General features: G+C 53.0%; 21 protein-coding genes and 1 rRNA gene. 19 read left to right on the top strand and 3 right to left on the bottom strand.

Annotation, left to right across the window (positions count from 1 at the left end; translation table 11 throughout):
- Positions 1 to 121: 121 nt before the first annotated feature.
- From recF to dnaA, 3 genes are all read right to left on the bottom strand, one after another.
- Positions 122 to 1225, bottom strand: a complete 1104-nt coding sequence (gene recF / locus BLQ24_RS07355; protein ID WP_090164211.1) for a DNA replication/repair protein RecF — start codon at positions 1223 to 1225, stop codon at positions 122 to 124.
- Positions 1226 to 1246: 21 nt separating this feature from the next.
- Complete coding sequence (gene dnaN, locus BLQ24_RS07350) at positions 1247 to 2377, bottom strand: DNA polymerase III subunit beta (protein WP_090164209.1); 1131 nt, start codon at positions 2375 to 2377, stop codon at positions 1247 to 1249.
- Positions 2378 to 2551: 174 nt separating this feature from the next.
- Positions 2552 to 3934 (bottom strand): chromosomal replication initiator protein DnaA, encoded by a 1383-nt coding sequence (gene dnaA, locus BLQ24_RS07345; protein ID WP_090164207.1) that lies wholly within the window; start codon positions 3932 to 3934, stop codon positions 2552 to 2554.
- A gap of 306 nt (positions 3935 to 4240) precedes the next feature.
- Here dnaA and rpmH point away from each other — a divergent pair, with 306 nt between their 5' ends.
- The 19 genes from rpmH to BLQ24_RS07250 all read left to right on the top strand — a co-directional run.
- Positions 4241 to 4375, top strand: a complete 135-nt coding sequence (rpmH, locus tag BLQ24_RS07340) for a 50S ribosomal protein L34 (RefSeq protein WP_090164205.1) — start codon at positions 4241 to 4243, stop codon at positions 4373 to 4375.
- A gap of 2 nt (positions 4376 to 4377) precedes the next feature.
- A complete protein-coding gene (gene rnpA, locus BLQ24_RS07335; protein WP_090164203.1) occupies positions 4378 to 4719 on the top strand; it encodes a ribonuclease P protein component in 342 nt (113 codons plus the stop codon).
- The gene (gene yidD / locus BLQ24_RS07330) at positions 4716 to 4946 is read left to right on the top strand and encodes a membrane protein insertion efficiency factor YidD (RefSeq protein WP_090164201.1); all 231 of its coding nucleotides are present in this window, start codon (positions 4716 to 4718) and stop codon (positions 4944 to 4946) included. The genes rnpA and yidD overlap by 4 nt, the downstream gene beginning before the upstream one ends.
- 18 nt (positions 4947 to 4964) lie before the next feature.
- Positions 4965 to 5723, top strand: a complete 759-nt coding sequence (locus BLQ24_RS07325) for a YidC/Oxa1 family membrane protein insertase (protein ID WP_090164199.1) — start codon at positions 4965 to 4967, stop codon at positions 5721 to 5723.
- A 2-nt stretch (positions 5724 to 5725) separates the two neighbouring features.
- Entirely contained in the window at positions 5726 to 6631 is a 906-nt protein-coding gene (gene jag / locus BLQ24_RS07320) for an RNA-binding cell elongation regulator Jag/EloR (RefSeq protein WP_090164197.1), read from the top strand.
- A 73-nt stretch (positions 6632 to 6704) separates the two neighbouring features.
- Complete coding sequence (gene mnmE, locus BLQ24_RS07315; protein WP_242869614.1) at positions 6705 to 8081, top strand: tRNA uridine-5-carboxymethylaminomethyl(34) synthesis GTPase MnmE; 1377 nt, start codon at positions 6705 to 6707, stop codon at positions 8079 to 8081.
- Between the two features lie 8 nt (positions 8082 to 8089).
- Entirely contained in the window at positions 8090 to 9970 is a 1881-nt protein-coding gene (mnmG, locus tag BLQ24_RS07310; protein ID WP_090164195.1) for a tRNA uridine-5-carboxymethylaminomethyl(34) synthesis enzyme MnmG, read from the top strand.
- Entirely contained in the window at positions 9967 to 10674 is a 708-nt protein-coding gene (gene rsmG / locus BLQ24_RS07305; RefSeq protein WP_090164193.1) for a 16S rRNA (guanine(527)-N(7))-methyltransferase RsmG, read from the top strand. The genes mnmG and rsmG overlap by 4 nt, the downstream gene beginning before the upstream one ends.
- Positions 10675 to 10781: 107 nt before the next feature.
- Positions 10782 to 11555, top strand: coding sequence for a ParA family protein (locus BLQ24_RS07300; protein WP_090164191.1), 774 nt, complete (start codon positions 10782 to 10784; stop codon positions 11553 to 11555).
- On the top strand, positions 11555 to 12445 hold the full coding sequence (locus tag BLQ24_RS07295; RefSeq protein ID WP_090164189.1) for a ParB/RepB/Spo0J family partition protein: 891 nt from the start codon (positions 11555 to 11557) through the stop codon (positions 12443 to 12445). The genes BLQ24_RS07300 and BLQ24_RS07295 overlap by 1 nt, the downstream gene beginning before the upstream one ends.
- Positions 12446 to 12481: 36 nt before the next feature.
- Positions 12482 to 14251 carry a DHH family phosphoesterase gene (locus BLQ24_RS07290; protein ID WP_242869613.1) on the top strand — a complete coding sequence of 590 codons (1770 nt, stop codon included), beginning with the start codon at positions 12482 to 12484 and terminating at the stop codon, positions 14249 to 14251.
- A gap of 72 nt (positions 14252 to 14323) precedes the next feature.
- Positions 14324 to 14767 (top strand): 50S ribosomal protein L9, encoded by a 444-nt coding sequence (gene rplI / locus BLQ24_RS07285; protein WP_090164185.1) that lies wholly within the window; start codon positions 14324 to 14326, stop codon positions 14765 to 14767.
- An 8-nt stretch (positions 14768 to 14775) separates the two neighbouring features.
- The gene (gene dnaB, locus BLQ24_RS07280; protein WP_090164183.1) at positions 14776 to 16089 is read left to right on the top strand and encodes a replicative DNA helicase; all 1314 of its coding nucleotides are present in this window, start codon (positions 14776 to 14778) and stop codon (positions 16087 to 16089) included.
- A 72-nt stretch (positions 16090 to 16161) separates the two neighbouring features.
- Positions 16162 to 17421, top strand: a complete 1260-nt coding sequence (locus BLQ24_RS07275; protein WP_090164181.1) for a DnaD domain protein — start codon at positions 16162 to 16164, stop codon at positions 17419 to 17421.
- A gap of 17 nt (positions 17422 to 17438) precedes the next feature.
- Positions 17439 to 17786 carry an FtsB family cell division protein gene (locus tag BLQ24_RS07270; protein ID WP_090164179.1) on the top strand — a complete coding sequence of 116 codons (348 nt, stop codon included), beginning with the start codon at positions 17439 to 17441 and terminating at the stop codon, positions 17784 to 17786.
- 29 nt (positions 17787 to 17815) lie between these two features.
- Positions 17816 to 18382 carry a ribonuclease M5 gene (gene rnmV / locus BLQ24_RS07265; protein ID WP_090164177.1) on the top strand — a complete coding sequence of 189 codons (567 nt, stop codon included), beginning with the start codon at positions 17816 to 17818 and terminating at the stop codon, positions 18380 to 18382.
- The gene (gene rsmA, locus BLQ24_RS07260) at positions 18327 to 19199 is read left to right on the top strand and encodes a 16S rRNA (adenine(1518)-N(6)/adenine(1519)-N(6))-dimethyltransferase RsmA (protein WP_090164175.1); all 873 of its coding nucleotides are present in this window, start codon (positions 18327 to 18329) and stop codon (positions 19197 to 19199) included. Before rnmV ends, rsmA begins: the two co-directional genes overlap by 56 nt.
- A 4-nt stretch (positions 19200 to 19203) precedes the next feature.
- Positions 19204 to 21213 (top strand): LTA synthase family protein, encoded by a 2010-nt coding sequence (locus tag BLQ24_RS07255; protein ID WP_090164173.1) that lies wholly within the window; start codon positions 19204 to 19206, stop codon positions 21211 to 21213.
- 355 nt (positions 21214 to 21568) lie between these two features.
- Positions 21569 to 21705 (top strand): 16S ribosomal RNA (locus BLQ24_RS07250); the annotation flags it as partial.

Below are 21705 nucleotides of genomic sequence, written 5' to 3'. Positions count from 1 at the left end.
ACTCTAATTCTTCATTATGTTCAGCCTTCCCATTATACTACAAAACAGGCGATTTCGCAAGAAATCCGCCTGTTCTCAGGTAAATGTTCAATTCCACGTCTAAATCCGTAAAAACGCGAATTTAGTCGTCCTGGCGTATGACATGCCCGTCCCGGATCCGGATAATCTTCGCATCGCCGTAAGCCCTGAGCAGTCCTTCGTCCACGTCCGTGGCTGTGACAAACAGCTGATTCTCCTCCAGGGAACGGATCAGATACTCCCGGCGGGAGGCATCCAGTTCACTCATCACATCGTCCAGCAGAAGGATTCCGTTTTCGCCGGTCTCCTCCCGGATGAAATCCAGTTCCGCCAGCTTCAGTGAAAGGGCCGCCGTCCGCTGCTGGCCCTGGGAGCCGTACTTCCGGCAGTTGACCCCATTCACGAAGAACTGCATGTCATCCTTGTGCGGTCCCCGGAAAGTGGTGCGCATCCTCCGGTCGCTGTCCCGGGATGCCTTCAGAGCTTCGGCGATGATCTTTTCCTGCTCCTTTCGGTCCGGATCATAGGTCAGATTCGGATCGTACACAACTTCCAGCTCTTCCACCCGGTTCGTGATCCGGCTGTGGATCCTTCCGCTCAGGATACTGATCTGATCCACGAAGGCCTTCCGAAGCTGCATCAGTTCCGCACCGTACTTCACGATTTCCGCATCCCACAGATCCAGGAGGCCCGGATCGATCCGCTCATTCTTCAGGTAACTGTTTCTCTGAAGCAGCGCCTTCCGGTAACCGGACAGACAGCTGAAATAGGCAGGCTGAATCTGGGACAGTTCCCGGTCAATGAACCGGCGCCTGGTGGCAGGCTCATCCTTCACAATCCGCAGATCCTCCGGGGAGAACACCACGATAATGATGTTTTTCATCAGTTCCGAAGTCTTCCGGATTACGGAACCGTCCTTCAGAATGGATTTCTTCGACTGCCGGTTAATCCGGACTTCCACCTTCGTATCAATGAAGGCCTTCTCCGCTTCGACCCGGATGAAGGCCCGGTCCTGCCCGAACCGGATGAGATCCGCATCGTGGGCAGTACGAAAAGACCTTCCCATCGAAGTCAGGTAAACTGCTTCGATCAGGTTTGTCTTTCCCTGGGCATTGCTGCCTGCGATGAGATTCACCCTTGGATCGAAATCGATGGAGAGGTCTTCATAGTTCCTGAAATTTTTGATCTCTAAGTGCTTAATGTACATGCTCTTCTACTAAAGCGTCTGTCAGATTCTGACCGGCAGAACCAGATATTCGTATTCGTCGCCTTCCATCGGAACGATGAGGCACGGATCCACCGGAGAATTGAACAGAATTTTCACTTCTTCATCCTCCACGGACTTCAGCACGTCCAGCAGATAGTGGGCGTTGAATCCGATCATCAGATCTTCTCCCTGTTTCGTCGTAATCACTTCTTCTTCGACTTTTCCTTCCTCGGAGAATGAGGAAATCGTCATAACCGTATCCCTGACATTCATACGAATCAGGTTGTTCTTTCCGGCTGTGGTGAGCAGGGAGGCACGTTCGATACTCTCCTGAAGCTGTTCCCGGTTCACCACCGCAGTGATGCGGGCATTCTTCGGAAGGATATTCTGATAAGCGATGAATTTTCCGTTCATCAGTTTCAGTTCCACCCGGATGTTGCCGAAACGGAACGTCGCCTTCCGTTCATCCAGATAGAGAACGCCGTTGTCTTCATCATTCTCCACTTCGGAGATAATCCGGGCCAGTTCCAGAAGGATCTTGGCAGAAATGACGAATTCGTGGGTGCCGATATCCGGAGAAGTCCGGCGGTTAATGGCCATCCGGTAACCGTCGATGGCTACCATATTGATGCTTCCGGCACTCAGCTCCACCAGAACACCGGTGATAATACCTCTGGCTTCATCGGCGGAGGCAGCGAAAGCCGTCTTTTCAATCATGGAGCGTACGGTTTTCTTGTCAATATTAATGGACTCGGTTTCTTCATTGATACTGCTGATGACCGGAAATTCCTCCGCACTCATGCCGACAATGTGGAATTCCGAATTCATGCTGGAGATGTTTACCTCGTTATTTTCGGTCTCGCCGTCGCCGTTATCACTTGAAGTGATAACAACTTCGCTGGCCGGCAGTTTCCGCACAATATCACTGAACAGCTTGGCCATGACCACCACAGACCCCGGCTCCGCCACATTAACGGCGATGGTGTCCTGAATCGTGATATCCGTGTCGGAAGCGGACAGTTTCAAACGTCCGTCTGGATATGCCGTCAGAAGGATCCCTTTCAGAATCGGCATCGTGGAGCGGGTGGACACCGCTTTCGACACGATCGTCAGTGCTTTACTCAGGGTTTTCTGTTCACAGGTGAATTTCATGTTGTTGGCCTCCAAAGTCCATTTTCTTTTTTAAATGAGGTAGTATTAGTAGTAGTAGGGGGTGTGGAAATTGTGGATAACTCTCCCATCCGCTGGAATCGCTGATTTTTGGATGACAGCCGGGATTGTGGATATTTCGTCGTAAGCCGGAAATCAGTCCACAGGTATCCACAATCAGTTTTCTATCTTCGCCTTCAGCTGATCGATGTCATGCTTCAGAGAGTCATCCTTCGCCATGTCCTTCTGGACCTTTTCACAGGCGTGCATGACCGTGGAATAGTGCCGGTTTCCAAACAGATTTCCGATCTTTTCGAAGGAGTAATCGGTCATTTCACGGCAAAGATACATGGCAATCTGCCTCGGGTAGGCGATGGTCTGCTGCCTGGTGCTGGATTCCATGTCCTTCACGGTGATGTTATAGTGGCGGCTCACCACGGTCTTGATCTTCTCCGGTGTGACGCTGTCTCCGCCGTTGACGACGATGTCTTTCAGAATTCGTTTAGCGAAATTCCGGTCGATTTTCTCATGCATGAGGGAGGAGAAGCTGATGATCCGGTTGAATGCCCCTTCCAGTTCCCGGATGTTGTCGGTGATCTTCTCTGCAATCAGGCAGATGACATCGTAGATGTCGTCCGTCACTTCCAGCTTGTTGTTCTGCGCCTTCTTCATCAGAATGGCCACCCGGGTTTCATAATCCGCCGGCGACAGGCTGGCGATCAGATTCCAGGCGAAGCGGCTGCGGAGCCGGTCTTCCAGCCGCACCAGTTCGTTCGGCGGACGGTCACTGGAGATGACAATCTGCTTGTTCAGATCGTAGAGTGTATTAAATGTATAGAAAAACTCTTCCTGGGTTGTTTCTTTCCCTTCCAGGAACTGAATGTCGTCGATGAGAAGAACGTCCACTTTCCGGTATTTGTTCTTGAACTCCCGGGTCTTGTTGTCCCCCAGCGCCTTGATCAGCTCATTCGTGAACATCTCGGAAGAGACATAAAGCACGTTCAGATCCGGATTGTGCTCCAGCAGATAGATGCCGATGGCGTGCATCAGATGGGTCTTCCCGAGACCGGAACCGCCGTAGATAAACAGCGGGTTATAGGCCTGGGACGGGGACTCCGCCACAGCCATGGCAGCCGTCTGGGCATACTTATTGCTGTTGCCCACAACGAAATTGTCGAAGGTGTACCGGGGATTGAACAGCTTCTGCTTATTCAGTCCGCTGGTGATCAGATCCTTGTTCTTCAGCCTCGTCTGGGCAGGGGGTTCCGGAACGGACCGGAGAGATTCACCTTCCTTTTCATACTCGGTGGTCTCCTTCGTGATGACCCGGTAGGAAGAGCCGAGAACGACTTCCACGCTGTCCTCCAGCAGTTTCTTGTAACGGCCGTTCAGGATGTTCACATTGAAGGATTTCTCCGACTGGATGTAGACGATCTTCAGTTCATCGTCGATCCGGTGAATGGATGCCGGCAGAAACCAGGTGGAATAACTGGTCTGTGTAATATTCTCCTTGATGTTGGACAGGACTTTCGCCCAGATGTCTCTGTATGTGTTTTCCATAGATACCTCTCCGTAAATCGTATTTTCTATTGTAATTCATAAGTTATCCACACACAAGTCATAATTAAAACTTGGGAAATTTAGTTATGAGCAGAGTTATCAATATTATGTGGATAAATCTATCGGTAGTACGAGGATATCCATAAACCCGGGGGTATGAGGACAAAAATCAACGGGGAAGGCGGCCGTCACCCCGGAATTTCAGTTGACAATAAATATTGAAAATCATATAATACGGACGTGTATGCATAAATTGTAATTCAGATTATGCAGTAAGATTTTTTCAGAAATTCAGGAGGTAACACAATGAAACAGACTTATCAGCCTAAGAAGAGACAGAGACTGAAGGAACACGGATTCCGCAAGAGAATGGCAACGAAGAACGGCAGAAACGTTCTGAAGAGAAGAAGAGCGAGAGGAAGAAAGAGCCTGACTGCATAGAGATGCTTAGAAGGAACGTACTGAGAAGTCAGAAAGATTTCGATACTGTGTATCGGAAGGGAAAGTCTGTGCCGGACCGCTATGTGGTGGTGCTGTATAACAGAAACCGCCTTCCATACAGCAGAACGGCCTTTTTAGCCAGTAAGAAAGTCGGCAACAGCGTCCAACGCAACCGTGCGCGGAGACTGATGAAGGAGTCCGTCAGAACATCGGACCGGATCCGGTTTCAGAAGGGGTATGACTATATCATCGTCGCACGGAAATCCATTACGGATGCGAAGTGCCGGGATGTGCAGAAGTCACTTGAATCTGCGTTCAGACGCATCGGGGCGAAGAAGAAATGAAATATGTGAATATCACATTGAAGAAACTGCTCATTCTCATGGTGCGGTTTTATCAGATCTGCATTTCACCTCTGTTCCCATCCTGCTGCCGGTATACGCCGACCTGTTCGGTGTATTTCATCCAGGCTGTACAGAAATACGGTCCCTGGAAAGGAAGCTGGCTGGGAATCCGGAGGATATTGCGGTGCAATCCGTTTCATCCCGGTGGTTATGATCCTGTACCATAGTGGAGGATTTACATTTAAATGAATTTTTTTGGAATTATGGCCCAGCCGCTCGGTGTGATTCTGAAGCTGCTGTACGGTGTGATCGGTAATTACGGTATTACCCTGATTATCCTGACACTGATCGTCAAGCTGTGCCTGTATCCGGCCTATAAGAGACAGATCATGTCCATGGCGGGTATGGGAGACCTGCAGCCGAAGATGACAGAGCTTCAGAAGAAGTATGGTGCTGACAGAGAGAAACTGAGCATGGAGATGGAGAAGCTCTACAAGGAAGAGAATATCCATCCTATGGCAGGATGTCTCCCGATGGCGATCCAGATGTTCATCATCATGGGATTGTTCGCACTGCTGCGGAACCCGCTGAACTATATTTCCAGTGCTGATACGAATATGATCTTCGCGATCCACGAACAGTTCCTGTGGATCAACGACCTTTCCCAGCCGGACCCGTGGATTCTTCCGATCCTGTCCGGTGTTGCCACATTCGCTGCGACGTATATGTCCCAGGCCATGGGCGCCGGCACTTTGCCGGGCGGTTCCCAGGCCCAGGGAAAGGCGATGAATATGATCATGAAATACGGTTTCCCGATCATGATCATCTGGCTTGCGAAGACCTATGCGGCAGGACTGGCAACATACTGGTTCATCAGTCAGTTCATCCAGATCTTCTATAATATCCGTTTCGCCCAGCTGCGCAATAAGCTGAAAGAGGAACAGGAAGAGAAGAAGAAAAAGAGAAGAAAGCCTGTCAGAGCTGGCCAAGGAGTAAAGAGATAATTATGGATTCAACAGAAAAATGGGGCGACGATGTCGATTCTGCTGTAGAACTTGCTCTCGCCGACCTGAAGCTGACCAGAGAACAGGTCGAAATTGAAGTTCTCGAGCAGCCTTCCAGGGGATTTTTCGGAATCGGTTCCAAGCTCGCTCACGTCAGAGTTTCCCGGAAAAAGGAAGCTCCGGTGAAGCCGGAACCGAAGAACGATACACCGGAACCTGCGAAGGTTGAAGAACCGGCTGTGGAACCCGTAGAAGAAGTGAAGAAAGAGGAGACTGAGGCAGCAGCTGCTGTGGAAGCAGAAGAGAAGCCTGTCTGCAGATCTCACTCTGAGAAGTCTGACAGAAAACACGGAAAGGGCGACAGAAGAGAGCGCAGAGGCCGCGGCCATTCTGAAGCCGAAACGGAATATGTCAGCAAACTTCCGGAGATGGATTTCCATCGCGAAATGGATCAGCTTCCGGAGGCAGATGACCATCCGGCGAAGGTATTCCTGACGGATGTGGTCGAGAAGATGGGACTCGATCTGAAGATCGACTGCAAGGCGGACGAAAGTCATGTCCTGATCGATATTAACGGTGCGGATACCCGTACGATCATCGGCAAGCGGGGACAGACACTGGATGCCATCCAGTACCTGACCAGCCTCGTGGTGAACAAGGACCACAAGGACTACATCAAGGTGGTTGTGGATGCCGAGAATTACAGGTCGAGAAGAGAGAAGACACTGGAACAGCTGGCCGACCGGCTGGCCCGCAAGGTTGTGAAGACCCGTCACAGTGTCAGACTGGAGCCGATGAACCCTTATGAACGTAAGGTGATTCATTCCACGCTGCAGTCGAATCCTGACGTCACCACCAGAAGTGAAGGTCAGGACCCGTACAGAAGAGTGATTATTGAACTGAAATAGGTTCATTCGGATCATGATACAGAAAACGCCCGCGGCTCATGCGGGCGTTTTTCGTACTTTACAGAGGCAAATTATGATGGAAGATACAATTGCGGCGATTTCAACGCCTTTCGGGGAAGGGGGCATCGGCATCATCCGTATCAGCGGAGAGGATGCTCTGCTGGTACTGGAGAAGATCTTCCGCCGGCCCGGCGGCCGCCGGGGGATGGAAGACCGGAAGATGACCTACGGACATATCGTCGATCCGGCGGACGGAAAAGTTGTGGATGAAGTTCTCTGCGTCTACATGAAGGGACCGAAAACCTACACCACGGAGGATGTGGTGGAAATCAACTGTCACGGCGGGATCGTGCCCCTTCGGCGAACACTGGAACTGGTGCTCCGTTCCGGTGCTAGATCTGCGGAGCGGGGAGAATTCACCCAGCGGGCCTTCCTGGGCGGCCGGCTGGACCTGACCCAGGCAGAAGCGGTGATGGATCTCATCGAGGCGAAGGCGGACAGAACTTTCGACGTGGCCATGGGGCAGCTGGAGGGAAAACTTTCCGAAAAAATCCGGGATATCCGAAAGGATCTGATGGATATTCTAGTGAATCTCACGGTCAACATCGACTATCCGGATGAAGACATTGAAATCGTCACCTACGAGAAACTGAACGCCGCTCTGGAAAGTGCGGCGCAGAAAGTCCGGACTCTGCTGGACAGCGCCCGCACCGGCCGGATCATCAGTGAGGGACTGAAAGTTGCCATCATCGGAAAACCGAATGTGGGTAAATCCTCCCTGATGAATAATCTGCTCCGGGAAAGCCGGGCGATTGTCACGGATATTCCGGGGACCACCCGGGATACCATTCAGGAGAAGCTCAGTGTGAAGGGAATTCCGGTGCTTCTCACTGACACGGCGGGAATCCGGGAAACAGAGGACCGGATTGAGAACATCGGTATCCAGCGGTCCAAGGCTTCTTTCAATGAGGCGGATCTGGTGATTTTCATGCTGGACAGCACCCGTCCGCTTTCCGGGGAGGACGAGGAAATCATTCCCCATGTGGATCCGTCCCGGGCTGTGGCGGTGCTGAACAAGGTGGACAAAGGGCAGGTGATCACTTCCGATCAGATTCGGGAGCGCCTTCCGGGCGTGGAGCTGATCGAGGCCTCCATGACGGAGGAAACGGGGCTGGAAGCGATCGAGGACGCCATCGTCCGGAGAGTGTATCAGGGAGAAGTCAGCATGAGCAGCGACTCCATGGTGACGAACGCACGCCAGTCGGATTTTTTGTCGAAGACAGAAAAGCATCTCAGGGATGCCCTCCGGCTCACGGATCTCGGCGAACCGCTGGAGATCATTGAGCTGGATGTGCAGGAGGCGTATGAAAATCTGGGCAGTATCATCGGGGAATCGGTCAGCGACGATATTCTGAATGAGGTCTTCTCCCGGTTCTGTCTGGGTAAGTAGGAGTGAATATGGAACATTTTTTTATGGGAGAATATGACGTGGCGGTCATCGGGGCAGGTCATGCGGGCTGCGAAGCGGCGCTGGCATCGGCCCGGATGGGTGCGAAAACGGTCATGTTCTCGATCAATCTGGAAGCCATCGCCATGATGCCCTGCAATCCGGCGGTGGGAGGAACCGGGAAGGGCCACCTGGTCCGGGAAATCGATGCGCTGGGCGGAGAAATGGGTCTGAATATCGACAAGACGTTCATCCAGAGCCGTATGCTGAATACATCCAAGGGACCGGCGGTACACTCCCTCCGGGCCCAGGCGGACAAGGAAAAGTATCACCGGGAGATGAAGAAAACCATCGAGCGGCAGCCGGGTCTGGATATGAAGCAGGCGGAGATCGTGGACCTGGATGTCAGCGACGGCCGGGTCCGGGGGGTTCTGACCAAGACAGGGGCCTATTACCGGTGCCGGGCTGTGATTCTGGCCACCGGCACATTCCTTCGGGGAAAGATATTTATCGGGGAAAGCAGCTTCGCCAGCGGGCCGAACGGGCTGGCTCCGTCGGTGGAACTGGCGGATCATCTGAAGGATCTGGGTATGCACATGCGCCGGTTCAAGACCGGGACACCTGCCCGGGCCCTGGCGGACACCTTCGATTACACTAAGATGACCCGGCAGGACGGCGATGAGGAGATTGTTCCGTTCTCTTTCATGAATGACTCCCTGGAATGTGAGCAGGTTCCGTGCTGGCTCACCTACACGAACGAACAGACCCATCAGGTCATCCGGGATAATTATGAGCGTTCGGGTCTGTATACGGGGGAGATCGTGGGCACCGGTCCCAGATACTGTCCTTCCATTGAGACGAAAATCGAGCGGTTCCCGGATCGGAAGCGGCACCAGCTTTTCGTGGAGCCGGAGGGCAGGGACACGGAGGAAATGTATATCCAGGGGATGTCCAGCAGTCTGCCGGAAGATGTACAGGTGGAATTCTACCACACCATCGAGGGACTGGAGAATATTACCATCACCAGGCCGGCCTATGCCATCGAGTATGACTGCATCGATCCGACGGATCTGAAACTGAATCTGGAATATCGTTCCATTCCGGGGCTGTTCTGTGCCGGACAGTTTAATGGAAGTTCCGGCTATGAGGAGGCGGCGGCCCAGGGCCTGATGGCGGGAATCAATGCGGTTCTGTCAATTAATGGAAAAGATCCGTTCATTCTGGATCGAAGCGAGGCTTATATTGGCGTTCTAATCGACGATCTGGTGACCAAAGGTACTAATGAACCTTACAGAATAATGACCAGCAGAGCGGAATATAGGCTGGTTCTGAGGCAGGACAACGCTGACGCCCGGTTGACGAAGCGGGGATACGACATCGGACTGGTTACAGAACAGCGATATCAGAAGTTTCTGAAGAAACAGGCGCAGGTGGACGGGGAACTGAACCGGCTCCGGAAGGTCAGTGTGGGACCGGCAGAGGCGAATGATTATCTGGAAAGTATTGGAAGCGCCCCGCTGCAGAACCGGGTTTCACTGTACGAGCTGCTGAAGCGTCCGGAGGTGACCTATGAGAATATGCGGGCAGTGGATCCGGAACGGCCGGCCCTGCAGTCTCATCTGACTGCGCAGGTGGAAGTACAGACGAAGTACGAAGGGTATATCGGCATGCAGGAGCGGCGGATTGAAAAGTTCCGGAAGCTGGAATCCAAGCGACTGCCGGCGGATCTGGATTACGGATCCATCGAGAACCTCAGGATTGAAGCGCGGCAGAAGCTGAACCGGATCCGTCCGGTTTCCGTGGGACAGGCTTCCCGGATTTCCGGTGTATCCCCGGCGGATATTAATGTACTGCTGATTTATCTGGAGAAGATGAGGAGAATGAATCCATGAGCGATCTGCTGAATACGGCTTTTGAAAAGATACATATTACGCTGGATGAAGCGCAGCACGACAAGCTGCTGTCCTATATGGAGGGAATTCTGGAATATAACCGGAATATCAATCTGACTTCCATTACGGATCCGGAAGAATTCGTCATGAAACACTACGTGGATTCGGCGGTGATCTGCCAGCTGAAGGAGTATCAGAATGCGGAGAAGATCATCGACATGGGTACCGGCGGCGGGTTTCCGGGAATCCCGCTGGCGGCGGTCAGTCCGGAGAAACGGTTCACGCTGGCGGATTCGCTGAAGAAACGCCTGAATGTGATCGAGAATCTCTGCGGCAGAATCGGCATCGCCAATGTGGAAACGGTCCATGGCAGGGCAGAGGACATCGGCCGGAACCCGGCCTTCCGGCAGCAGTATGACCTGTGTGTGTCCCGGGCGGTGGCTAATCTTTCGGTGCTGGCGGAATACTGTCTGCCACTGGTGAAAACGGGGGGATATTTCATCGCATATAAGGGACCGGATATTGAAGAAGAACTGGGGGCTGCCAAGAAGGCCATCCGGATTCTGGGCGGAAAGACGGACCGGGTGGAAGAACTTCACACCGAGATGTTTCACCATAATCTGATCGTGATCCGTAAGGTGTCCGAAACACCGTCCCGTTATCCGAGACGGGCCGGCACACCGGGAAAATCACCGATCCGGTGATGCGTGTTTCACGTGAAACAATGTGTGTTTTCTGTTAAAACTCTGGTACTGAATTGGAGTCTGTTATATAATTATGTCCAGTCAGATTCAGATACAGGAGGCTTAATTTGGGTAGAGCAATAGCAATTTTTAACCAGAAGGGCGGCGTCGGAAAGACCACAACGAATATCAATCTCGGGGCGAGTCTGGCGCAGCTCGGAAAGAAAGTACTGATGCTGGACATCGATCCCCAGGGAAATACGACCAGCGGCATCGGTGTATCGAAGAAAGATCTGGAATATACCGTATATGACCTGCTGATTGATGCGGAGTTCGATACGAGGAAGGCAGTCATGCACACTAATGTGGAGGGACTGGACCTGATTCCTGCCAACACAGATCTGGCGGGAGCAGAAATCGAGCTGGTGGAACTGGACGGGAGAGAACAGAGGCTGCGTCACGCCATCGACAGAATCCGGGATGACTATGATTTCATTTTTATCGACTGCCCGCCGTCTCTGGGTCTTCTGACCATCAATTCTCTGGCTGCGGTGAACGGTGTGCTGATCCCGATTCAGTGTGAGTTCTACGCTCTGGAGGGAGTCAGCCAGCTGGTCAGCACCATCGATCTGGTGAAGAAGAATCTGAATCCGGAACTGGAAATTGAAGGCGTCGTGCTCAGTATGTTCGATGGCAGAACGAACCTGTCGATCCAGGTGGTACAGGAAGTGAAGAAGTACTTCGGGTCGAAGGTGTATTCTACGGTGATACCACGGAATATTCGTCTGGCAGAGGCACCGGGATTCGGTATGGCGATCACGGAATATGATCCGAAATCCAAGGGAGCACAGGCCTATAACGCATTCGCAATAGAATTCCTGGAATGGGAGGGAGCGAAGTAATGCCGAGAACTCCGAAGAAGAAAGGTCTGGGAAGGGGACTGGATGCGCTGTTTGCGGATCAGGCACCAGTCCTGGAAAAGGCGGAAGCGGCAGAGGAGAAACAGAAGGCGGACGAGAACAGTGTGGTCTACATCGGTATCGAGCAGATCAAGCCTAATGTGAATCAGCCGCGAAAGAAATTTAATGAGGAACGTATTGCGGAGCTGGCTGAATCGATTCTGAAACACGGAATCATTCAGCCTCTTGTGGTGAGAAGGAGCGGAGCGTTCTACGAAATCGTAGCCGGGGAACGCAGATGGCGGGCTGCCAGAAGAGCAGATCTGGAGAAAGTTCCCTGCATCATCCGGGAATTCACGGATGAAGAGAATATGCTCATCGCCATCATCGAGAACCTGCAGCGGGAGGATCTGGATCCGATCGAAGAGGCAAACGGGCTGAATCAGATGATCAAGAAGTTTGGAATGACCCAGGAAGAGGTATCCAAAAGTATCAGCAAGAGCCGCCCGTATATCAGCAATTCTCTCCGTCTTCTGAAACTGCCGGAATATATTCAGGAATTGGTCAGTGAAGGAAAACTCTCCATGGGTCACGCCAGAGCACTGATCAGTGTGGAGGATCCGAAACTGCAGTCGGAAATCTGCAGCAGAATTGTGAAGGATGGTCTGTCCGTCCGGGACGTGGAGAAGCTGGTGGCACAGAACACCCGTCCCCGCAGGAAACGGGCGAAACGGGTGAAAAGTCCGGACACCGTCCGGGCGGAAAACCGGCTGAAGGAAATATACGGAACCAGAGTATCGATCGACAGCACCGGAAAGAAGGGATCGATCAGACTCGAATACTATAGCAGCGATGAATTGAATCGTCTGCTGGATCTGTTGATATCAGAGTAGTTCGGGATATGTTTCATGTGAAACGGAAGGAAGTTTATGTCTGAATCAATGAAGGGCGAACGGATCGTGAATCGAATACCGGTACCGATGTGCGTGGTGGATCCGAACGGGAAAATCAAGGATTTCAACGGGATGATCAATCAGGTCTTCATCTATGATGATATCAGGGACTATGATTTTTTCGCACTGACAGGAATCCGGATTGACGACCTGATCGCTGCGGCGCAGAATGACCTGGCCCAGACAATCGAGAGAAATGACCGGATCTTCCGCCTGCAGGCCACCCTGCCGGAAGATGAAAACGGAGGCATCTACGTATTCTTCATGGATATCACAGATTATGAAGTCCTGAAGAAGCGTTACCGGGATGAGAAGGTCTGTGTGGCCCGGGTCAACATCGATAACTTCGACGAGATGAAGGCGAATACAGAGCCGGATATGCGGATGACGATCACATCCCAGGTGGACAAGGATATCCGGAAGTGGGCGGCGAAGATCAGCGGATCCATCGTCATCGTCAGCAACAGCGAATATATCATCTATTTCCAACAGGAATACATGGATGAGATGATCCGGGCCAAGTTCGGGATTCTGGATGAAGTGCGGGAGATCGAAACAGAAGCGGACTTCCCCATGAGTCTGAGTATCGGCATTGGTGTGGGCGGATCGAACATCAGTGAGACGAGAAATTTTGCCGATGTGGCGCTGGATCTGGCCATGGGCCGGGGCGGAGACCAGGCGGTGGTGAAGAACGGCACGAAGATCGAGTACTTCGGCGGAAAGCTGCAGACGGTGGAGAAGGGGAACAAGGGAAAGTCCCGGGTTGTCTCCCATGCACTCAGCCGGCTGATCGAGAGCGCTCCGAAGATCATGATCATGGGTCACCGGAATCCGGATATGGATGCATTCGGGTCGGCGCTGGGTATGTTCCGGATCTGCCAGATGAATAGCCGGAATGCTTCCATCGTGGTGAATGAGGTGAACGACAGTCTGCAGACGCTGTACCGCAGTGCGAAGGAGAGTGGTCTGTACACCTTCCTGGACAACGAGGAGGCGATCCAGAAGATTGACAGCAGTACGCTGCTGATTGTGCTGGATACCCACAGACCGAGTTACGTGCAGTGCCGGGAACTGCTGGAGAAGACCGACCACATTGCGGTGATCGATCATCACCGGCGTGCCGTGGATGCTATTCAGAATCCGTCCCTGTCCTATATTGAATCCTACGCTTCTTCCACGGCGGAGCTGATTACGGAAATTCTGCAGTATACCGGATCGAAGAAGGATATGGAGAAACTGGAGGCAGAGGCGCTGCTGGCCGGCATGACAGTGGATACGAACCGATTCGCTGTGAAAACCGGAGTCCGGACTTTCGAAGCGGCGGCATGGCTCAGGAGAGCCGGCGCCGACACCACGGAAGTGAAACGGCTGTTCCAGACGAACATGAGTGACTTCAAGGTCCGGGCGGAAGCAGTGGCAAATGCCACGATCCGGGAGGACGGAATCGCCACGTCCACTTGTCTGGGGTTCAATGAAGAAGCACAGGTGATTAACTCCCAGGTGGCGGACGAATTGCTGAATGTGAAGGGGGTCCGGGCCTCCTTCGTGGCCGGAAGGGATGAGACCGGCCAGACTGCAGTGAGCGCCCGTTCTCTGGGAGACATCAACGTGCAGGTCATCATGGAGAAGATCGGCGGCGGCGGCCACCTGACAACGGCCGGCGCCCAGACGGAGGAGAGTCCGGAGGATGCGATCCAGATGATTCTCAGCATCCTGGAATCAGCGAAGGAAAGTGAAGAGAAATAGGGAATAACAGACGGCGAACGAGTTGGCAGTCGCGTTTTGTATATTAAGTAGAAATGAAAAAGAGGTAAAGATATGGTAGTAATTCTGAAAAGAGACGTGAAGGGAACCGGAAGAGCAGGAGACGTTGTGAAGGTAAACGACGGCTATGCCCGCAACATGCTGATCCCGAAGGGATATGCCATCGAAGCGACGAAGGGAAATATCCGTTCTCTGGAGAAGGTGAAGGAGAAGCAGGCGGAGGAAGAGGCACAGCAGAGAGCCGCTGCCTCCGAAAAGGCCGAACAGCTGAAGAAGGCACAGGTCACCATCGTGACGAAGTCCGGGGAGGGCGGACGCCTGTTCGGTTCCATTACTTCCAAGGACATTGCGGACGCCGTGAAGGAACAGACTGGCATCAGCGTTGACAAGAAGAAGATCAAGCTGGATCAGCCGATCAAGAATCTGGGCACGTTCCACGTGGAAATCAAATTGTACTATGACATTAATGCGGAGATCACCGTTACCGTAACCGATTAGGAGGCAGTATGCCGGAAAGAATACCACCGCATAATCTGGATGCGGAACGGTCTGTACTGGGCGCCGCCATGCTGAGCCGGGATGCGCTGGCAGATGTGTCGGAACTGATCCGCCCGGAGGATTTCTACGACAGTGTAAACAAGGAAATCTACAGCACGATCTGGGAAATGTTCAAGGCCGGCAAGTCCATCGACCTGGTCACAGTGTGTGACGAACTGAAGAAGCGGGGGTCTCTGGAAGCCTGCGGGGGCAGGAGTTTCATCGCTGAACTGACCGGCAATGTACCGACCATCAGCAATGCGGCAGAGTATGCAAAGATTGTGGCAGAGACTGCCACCCTCCGCCAGCTGATCCTCAGTGCAGACAAAATCAAAGAGCAGTGCTACGAAAATAAAGAGCAGACCATCGACATTCTGGACAATGCAGAGAAGAATATCTTTTCCATTGCCCAGGCCAGACAGAGCAGTGACTACAGCCCGCTGAGCGATATCCTGGTGGAAAACATCGAGCTTCTGGAGCAGGCGGTCAGAAACCGGGGAAAGGTAACCGGCATCACCACAGGATTCAAGACCCTGGACGACGTGACTGCCGGTCTTCATAATTCCGACCTGATCATTCTGGCGGCCCGGCCGGCCATGGGAAAAACAGCATTCGCCCTGAACATTGCCCAGAATGCCGCACTGAAGGGCGGGGGACATGTCCTGATTTTCAGTCTGGAGATGTCGAAGACCCAGCTTTCCCAGAGACTTCTGGCCATGGAAGCGAAGATCGACAGTGAGAAACTGAAGAAGGGCATGATCGGCCAGAGTGAGTGGAATGATATTTTCGAAGCCTCGGACCGTCTGTCCCGGGCGGATATCAACATCGATGATACGCCGGACATGAGCGTGTTCGAGATCAAGAACAAGTGCCGGAGAATGAAAGCCGAAAAAGGGCTGGACCTGGTCATCATCGACTATCTCCAGCTGATGCACGGCGAATCCCGGACGGATAACCGACAGCAGGAAATCAGCGAACTGTCCCGTTACCTGAAGCTTCTGGCCAGGGAAATGGACTGTCCGGTGCTGGTGCTGTCCCAGCTGTCCCGTGCGCCGGAGATGCGTCCGAATCACCGGCCGGTTCTGTCAGACCTGAGAGAATCCGGTTCCATCGAGCAGGACGCAGACATCGTCATCTTCCTGTACCGGGACGACTATTATAACGAGGAATCGGAGAAGCAGGGGATCTGTGAGGTCAACCTGGCTAAGCACAGAAACGGACCGACGGGAACCGTGGAACTCACATGGGTCGCCCGCTACACGAAGTTTGCAGACAAAGCGTAACCGGTGTCACTGCCGTCCCATGGAGCGGACGGCGGCGTAGAATTTTTTTGTCCGATAAAAGTGAGGTGCATCATGATATTCAGCAGCAGAAAACCGAGAGATATCTACCTGCTGGACTCCCATCTGGAAAATGTCTTCATTAACGAGTTCCTGCCGGCGGCCCCGGGGGATTATGTGAAGGTTTACGTCTACGGACGTATGTATGCCGAGCATCATCTGGAAATTACGGATCAGATGATGGCGGAGCAGCTGGGGCTCACCTCCGAGCAGATGGAGGACGCCTGGAATTACTGGGAACAGCTGGGGGCAGTGAAGCGCTCCTATGCCACCGGACCGGACGGAAAAGCGGACGGGAAGGTGGAATTCCTGAGTATGAAGGAAATGATGTACGTGCCGGAACCGGAGGAGGAACCGGAAGAGGAGGAAAACGTGCTGGGCAACCGCCAGGTGCGGGAGCTTTTCGATGAAACCGAGCGGATTCTGGGCAGGACATTGAGTTCCAAGGAACTGGGGGATATCCTTTCCTGGATTCAGGATGACCATATTCCGACGGAAGTGATTCAGGAGGCGGTGCGCTATTCTCAGGAGCGGGGGAAGAACAGCATCCGCTACATCAGCAGTGTGGTGCACGGCTGGGCAGCGGAGGGGCTGAATACCCTGGAAAAGGTGCGGCAGCATCAGGAGGAAGCCGATCAGCGCCATTATCAGCAGAAGCGGATCATGAAGGCACTGGGATTCACCCGGAATGTGACGGAGGAAGAAGCCCGGATGATCGACAGCTGGTTCGATGAGATGGGCTACAGCATGGACAAGGTGCTGGAAGCCTGCCGGAAGACAACCGGCATATCCAGCCCGAATTTTAATTACGTGAATCAGGTTCTGCTGAACTGGAAAAATGAGGCGGACAGAAGAGGGGTTGCCGATGTGAACCGGTCGGCGGGAGTCAGCCAGGCAACGCTGAATAAGTATTATGATTTCCTGCGCCGGAAGGCGGAGGATGATGCGGAGGAGCGTACCCGGGAAATTTACCGGAAGATCCCGCGGATTCAGGAAATCGATGAAGCGGTCCAGAAACTGGGGGCGGAGCTGTCGAAGATCATTCTCACCGGTCACGACGCCGGTCAGAATCAGGAGGTTCGGGCGAAGATGGACCGGCTGGCGGAAGAGCGGGCGGTGATTCTGACGGAGCACGACTTCGAAATGGATTACACCGACGTTCATTATAAGTGTGACAAGTGCGGCGATACGGGGATCACCGATGTGGGTGAGCGCTGTACCTGTGTGCCGGAGCGGATGGCCGAGGCGGAAGTCTGGGCTCATACGGCGAAGTAACAGACGGGGATGGGATTATGGATGAACGGAAAAAAACGAGGAGACGGAGGCGGAAGAAGATGCGGATGGATACCATTCGCATTGTATTGATTGTTCTGGTTCTGATCATCGTCTTCACCGTTGCGACGTCCATCCGGACGATCGTGAAACTGAAGGCAGAACAGGCGGAATTGAAGAAGCAGAATCTGGCGCTCCGGAAACAGAAGGCGGAACTGCAGAATGAGTTCCGCAATGTGAACAACCGGAATTATATCGAGGAACAGGCCAGAATACAGTTGAACATGATTAAGCCGGGGGAAGTACTGTATATTCTGAAGGATGACAAGAAGAATAACAAGAAAGCCGGGGAGAATCAGCAGAATTAGAGAAAGCAACGAAAGTGAATCACTGATATATGAAGATAAAAGAAGTAATTGTAGTGGAAGGAAAGGACGACACGGCGGCTGTGAAGGCGGCGGTGGACGCTGAAACCATAGAGACCCACGGATTCGGCATGAGCGACAGCATGTGGACGAAGATTGACGCAGCCTATCAGAGCTGCGGGATTATTGTGCTCACAGACCCGGATTTTGCGGGAGAACAGATCCGGAAGAAAATTCTGGCCCGGTATCCGGATGCGGGACAGGCATACCTGCCGCAGAAGGATGCCCTGAAGAAGGGGGATATCGGGGTGGAGAACGCGAAGCCGGAGGCGATCCGGGAAGCGCTGTCCAAGGCCCGTTATACAGTACGGGAACAGGAAGATCCCTATACCATGGGGGATATGATCCGGGCGGGGCTGAGCGGAAGATCCGGCAGCCGGGTGCGCCGGGAGAAACTGGCAGCTGCCCTGGGAATCGGATACGGTAATGTGAGTGCGATGCTGGCGAAACTGAACGCATTCGGCATCAGCAGAAAGGATTTTCATGGAGCTTTACAATCCATCGACGATCAGGATGATCAAGGCCCGGTACGGGTTTAAATTCTCCAAGAGTCTGGGACAGAATTTTATTACAGAGAAATCTGTAATCGACGGCATCGTGGAAGGAGCGATGCTTACGAAGGAGGATCTGGTCATTGAGATCGGTCCCGGGATCGGTGTGCTCACCGCCGGCGCCTGCGAAGCGGCGGGGAAGGTGGTGTCCGTGGAACTGGACCCGAATCTCATTCAGGTATTGACAGATACACTTGCCCAGTATGATAATGTGAAGATTGTTCACAACGATATCTTGAAAACGGATCTGCCTGCTCTGATCGCAGAGGAAAAGGGGGATCTGCGTCACGTGAAGATTATCGGCAATCTGCCGTACTACATCACGACGCCGATCCTGATGAAACTTCTTCAGAGCGGGGTGCCGGCCGAGAGCATCACGGTGATGATGCAGAAGGAAGTAGCCGATCGGATCTGCGCCGGTGCCGGAACGAAAGCCTATGGCGCTTTGTCCGTAGCGGTGCAGTACTACTGCGCAGTCACGAAAGTGGAGGATGTGCCGAAGGAAGTCTTCATGCCTCAGCCGAAGGTGGATTCCACGGTGATCCGTCTGGATCTCCGGGATGAGCCGGCGGTCTTGGTGCAGGACGAGAAGATCTTCTTCCGTACCGTGAAGGCGGGGTTCAGTCAGCGGCGGAAGACGCTGCTGAATTCGCTGCAGAGCGCCGGACTTTCGAAAGCGGCGGTGCAGGCCTGTCTGCTGAAGGCGGACATCGATCCGAAACGGCGGGCGGAGACCCTGAGTCTGGAGGAAATGGCCCGGCTGGCGGATCAGATTACGGAAATGGAGAAGAAGGAGAGTCATTAATCATATGGGGACGAAATTCAGGAATTTCCGAAACCGGAAATTCGTAAAGAATCCATTCATCTGGTGCCTGATTCTGGCGTTGATCTTCAATCTGCTGATTGAAACCATGGCCCGGAACCAGCAGCCGCTGTACGGCGGTCTTTATTACATGGTCACGAAGCCGCTGGTGTTCATCGCCAACACGCTGATCCTCTATTCCATGCTGGTGGTGTCGGCCCTGTTCCGGCGGGGGACCTTCGTGGTGAGTCTGGTGGGCACCTTCTGGATGATCATCGGTATTGCCAACGGCGTGATCCTGACCCAGCGCATGACACCTTTCACCGTGAAGGACCTGAGCGCCGCCACCGACGGAGCGACCATTCTGACCAACTACTTCTCGAAGCTGCAGCTGATCGGTATGGGAGCCCTGATCGTGGGGCTGGTGGTGACCTTCGTGGTCCTGTTCATCAAGGGGCCGAAGCGGAAGGAGAAGATTCCATACAAAAAAACACTGGCAGGCGTTCTGGCGGTTATTCTGATCACATTCGGTTCGATTTTCGGATTGATCCGCATCGGGATGCTGAACACGTTCTTCGGCAACCTGCAGTACGCATACCGGGATTACGGTGTACCGTACTGCTTCATCAATACCTGGATGAATACCGGTATTCACCGGCCGGCCAACTATAGTGAGGCGGCGGTGAAGAGGATTTTCTCCAAGGATCAGTACACCGGAAAGAACGAAACAATGGTGCTGAAGAAGAATGACAGCGCCGTGAAAGAGAAGAAACCGAATATCCTGTTCCTGCAGCTGGAATCCTTCGTGGATCCGGAGCGGTTCACGAATATCAAGCTGTCCGCAGATCCGATTCCGTACTATCGTTCGCTGATGAAGAATTATTCTTCCGGCAGCCTGACGGTGCCGGCCTGCGGCGCAGGAACGGCGAACACGGAGTTCGAAGTGATGACCGGGCTGTCCGTGAAATTCTTCGGACCGGGAGAATATCCGTTCAAGTCCGTTCTGAAGGACGAGACGGCAGAAAGTGTGCCCCGGGATCTGAAGAGCATCGGGTACGGCACCCATGCGATCCATGACCACCGCGCCATGTTCTATAACCGGAACGAGGTGTTCAATAATCTGGGATATGATACCTTCACTTCCGTGGAGTATATGAGCGGCGTCCAGAAGACACCGAAGGGGTGGGCGAAGGACAAGATCCTGACGCCGCAGATTATGGAGACGCTGAAATCCACCAAGGACAGACCGGACTACATCTATACTATTTCGGTACAGGGACATGGCAAGTACCCGTCAGAACCGCTGCTTTCCAATCCGCAGATCCGGGTGACCGGCGCCAAGGACGAGGAAACAAAGAATAAGTACGAATACTATGTGAACCAGGTTCATGAAATGGATCAGTTCGTCAAGCAGCTCACCACCGAGCTGAAGAAACTGGATGAGCCGACCGTTCTGGTGATGTACGGCGACCATATTCCGGCGCTGGACATCAAGGAAGACACATACCGGGCGAAGGACCTGTACCAGACCCAGTATGTGATCTGGAGCAATTTCCCGATGAAGGCGGTGCACAAGGACATGACTGCCTACCAGCTTTCTGCGGACGTGCTGAACCGGGTGGGAATCCATGTGGGTACCACCACCATCTATCACCAGACGAAGAACCATCACGGGAAGAACTATCTGCCGGATCTGAAGATGCTGGGATATGATATGCTGTACGGCAAGGATTATATCTACGGAGGGAAGAACCCGTTCCACAAGGCCGGCATGAAGATGGGCGTGAAGAAGATCAAGGTGCTGTCCGTGGAAGAAGTGGCAGGCCAGTACTATATCAAAGGCCAGAACTTCACAGAGTGCTCGAAGATCTCGCTGGACGGCAAGGTGCTGAAGACCACCTACCTGACGCCGAGTCTGCTGAAGCTCCGGGGGAAGGTGGACCCGGAGGATGTGAAGCGGATGAAGGTGAGCCAGACAGACAAAACAAACGAGACCATCCTGACGACCACAGAATAGCGGGGGACAGGAAGAAACAGAGGGCCGGCGGCCGGGGACGTGATCTCCGCCGCCGGCCTTGTTTTCAGGAGTTTCGCAGCGGAGAAAAAAGAAAAAATAAAAATGTAAATAAGTGTTGACACCGATAGGGACAAGTGATATATTATAGAAGTTCGCTCGTGAGAGCGGCATGAACTTAGAAAACTCCATAGACGAGAAATTTAGTCAAATAAGCATACTAAGTATGCACGAACCTGAAAAAGTACAAGGTTCACGACAATTTCCGAAAACAGTAATTCAGAAATGGATACTTACAGAACGTTAGCGTTCTGGTCAGGAAAGATATGAACGGATGAAAGTCCGTTGATATACGATTTTTATCAAGAGTTTGATCCTGGCTCAGGATGAACGCTGGCGGCGTGCCTAACACATGCAAGTCGAGCGGGAAGCTCACAAATGATTCTTCGGATGAATGCGTGAGTGGACAGCGGCGGACGGGTGAGTAACGCGTGG

Origin of the sequence: Eubacterium pyruvativorans (genome assembly GCF_900102225.1) — a bacterium.
GTDB lineage: Bacteria > Bacillota > Clostridia > Peptostreptococcales > Anaerovoracaceae > Aminicella > Aminicella pyruvativorans.
This window is presented reverse-complemented; position numbering and strand designations above follow the sequence as displayed.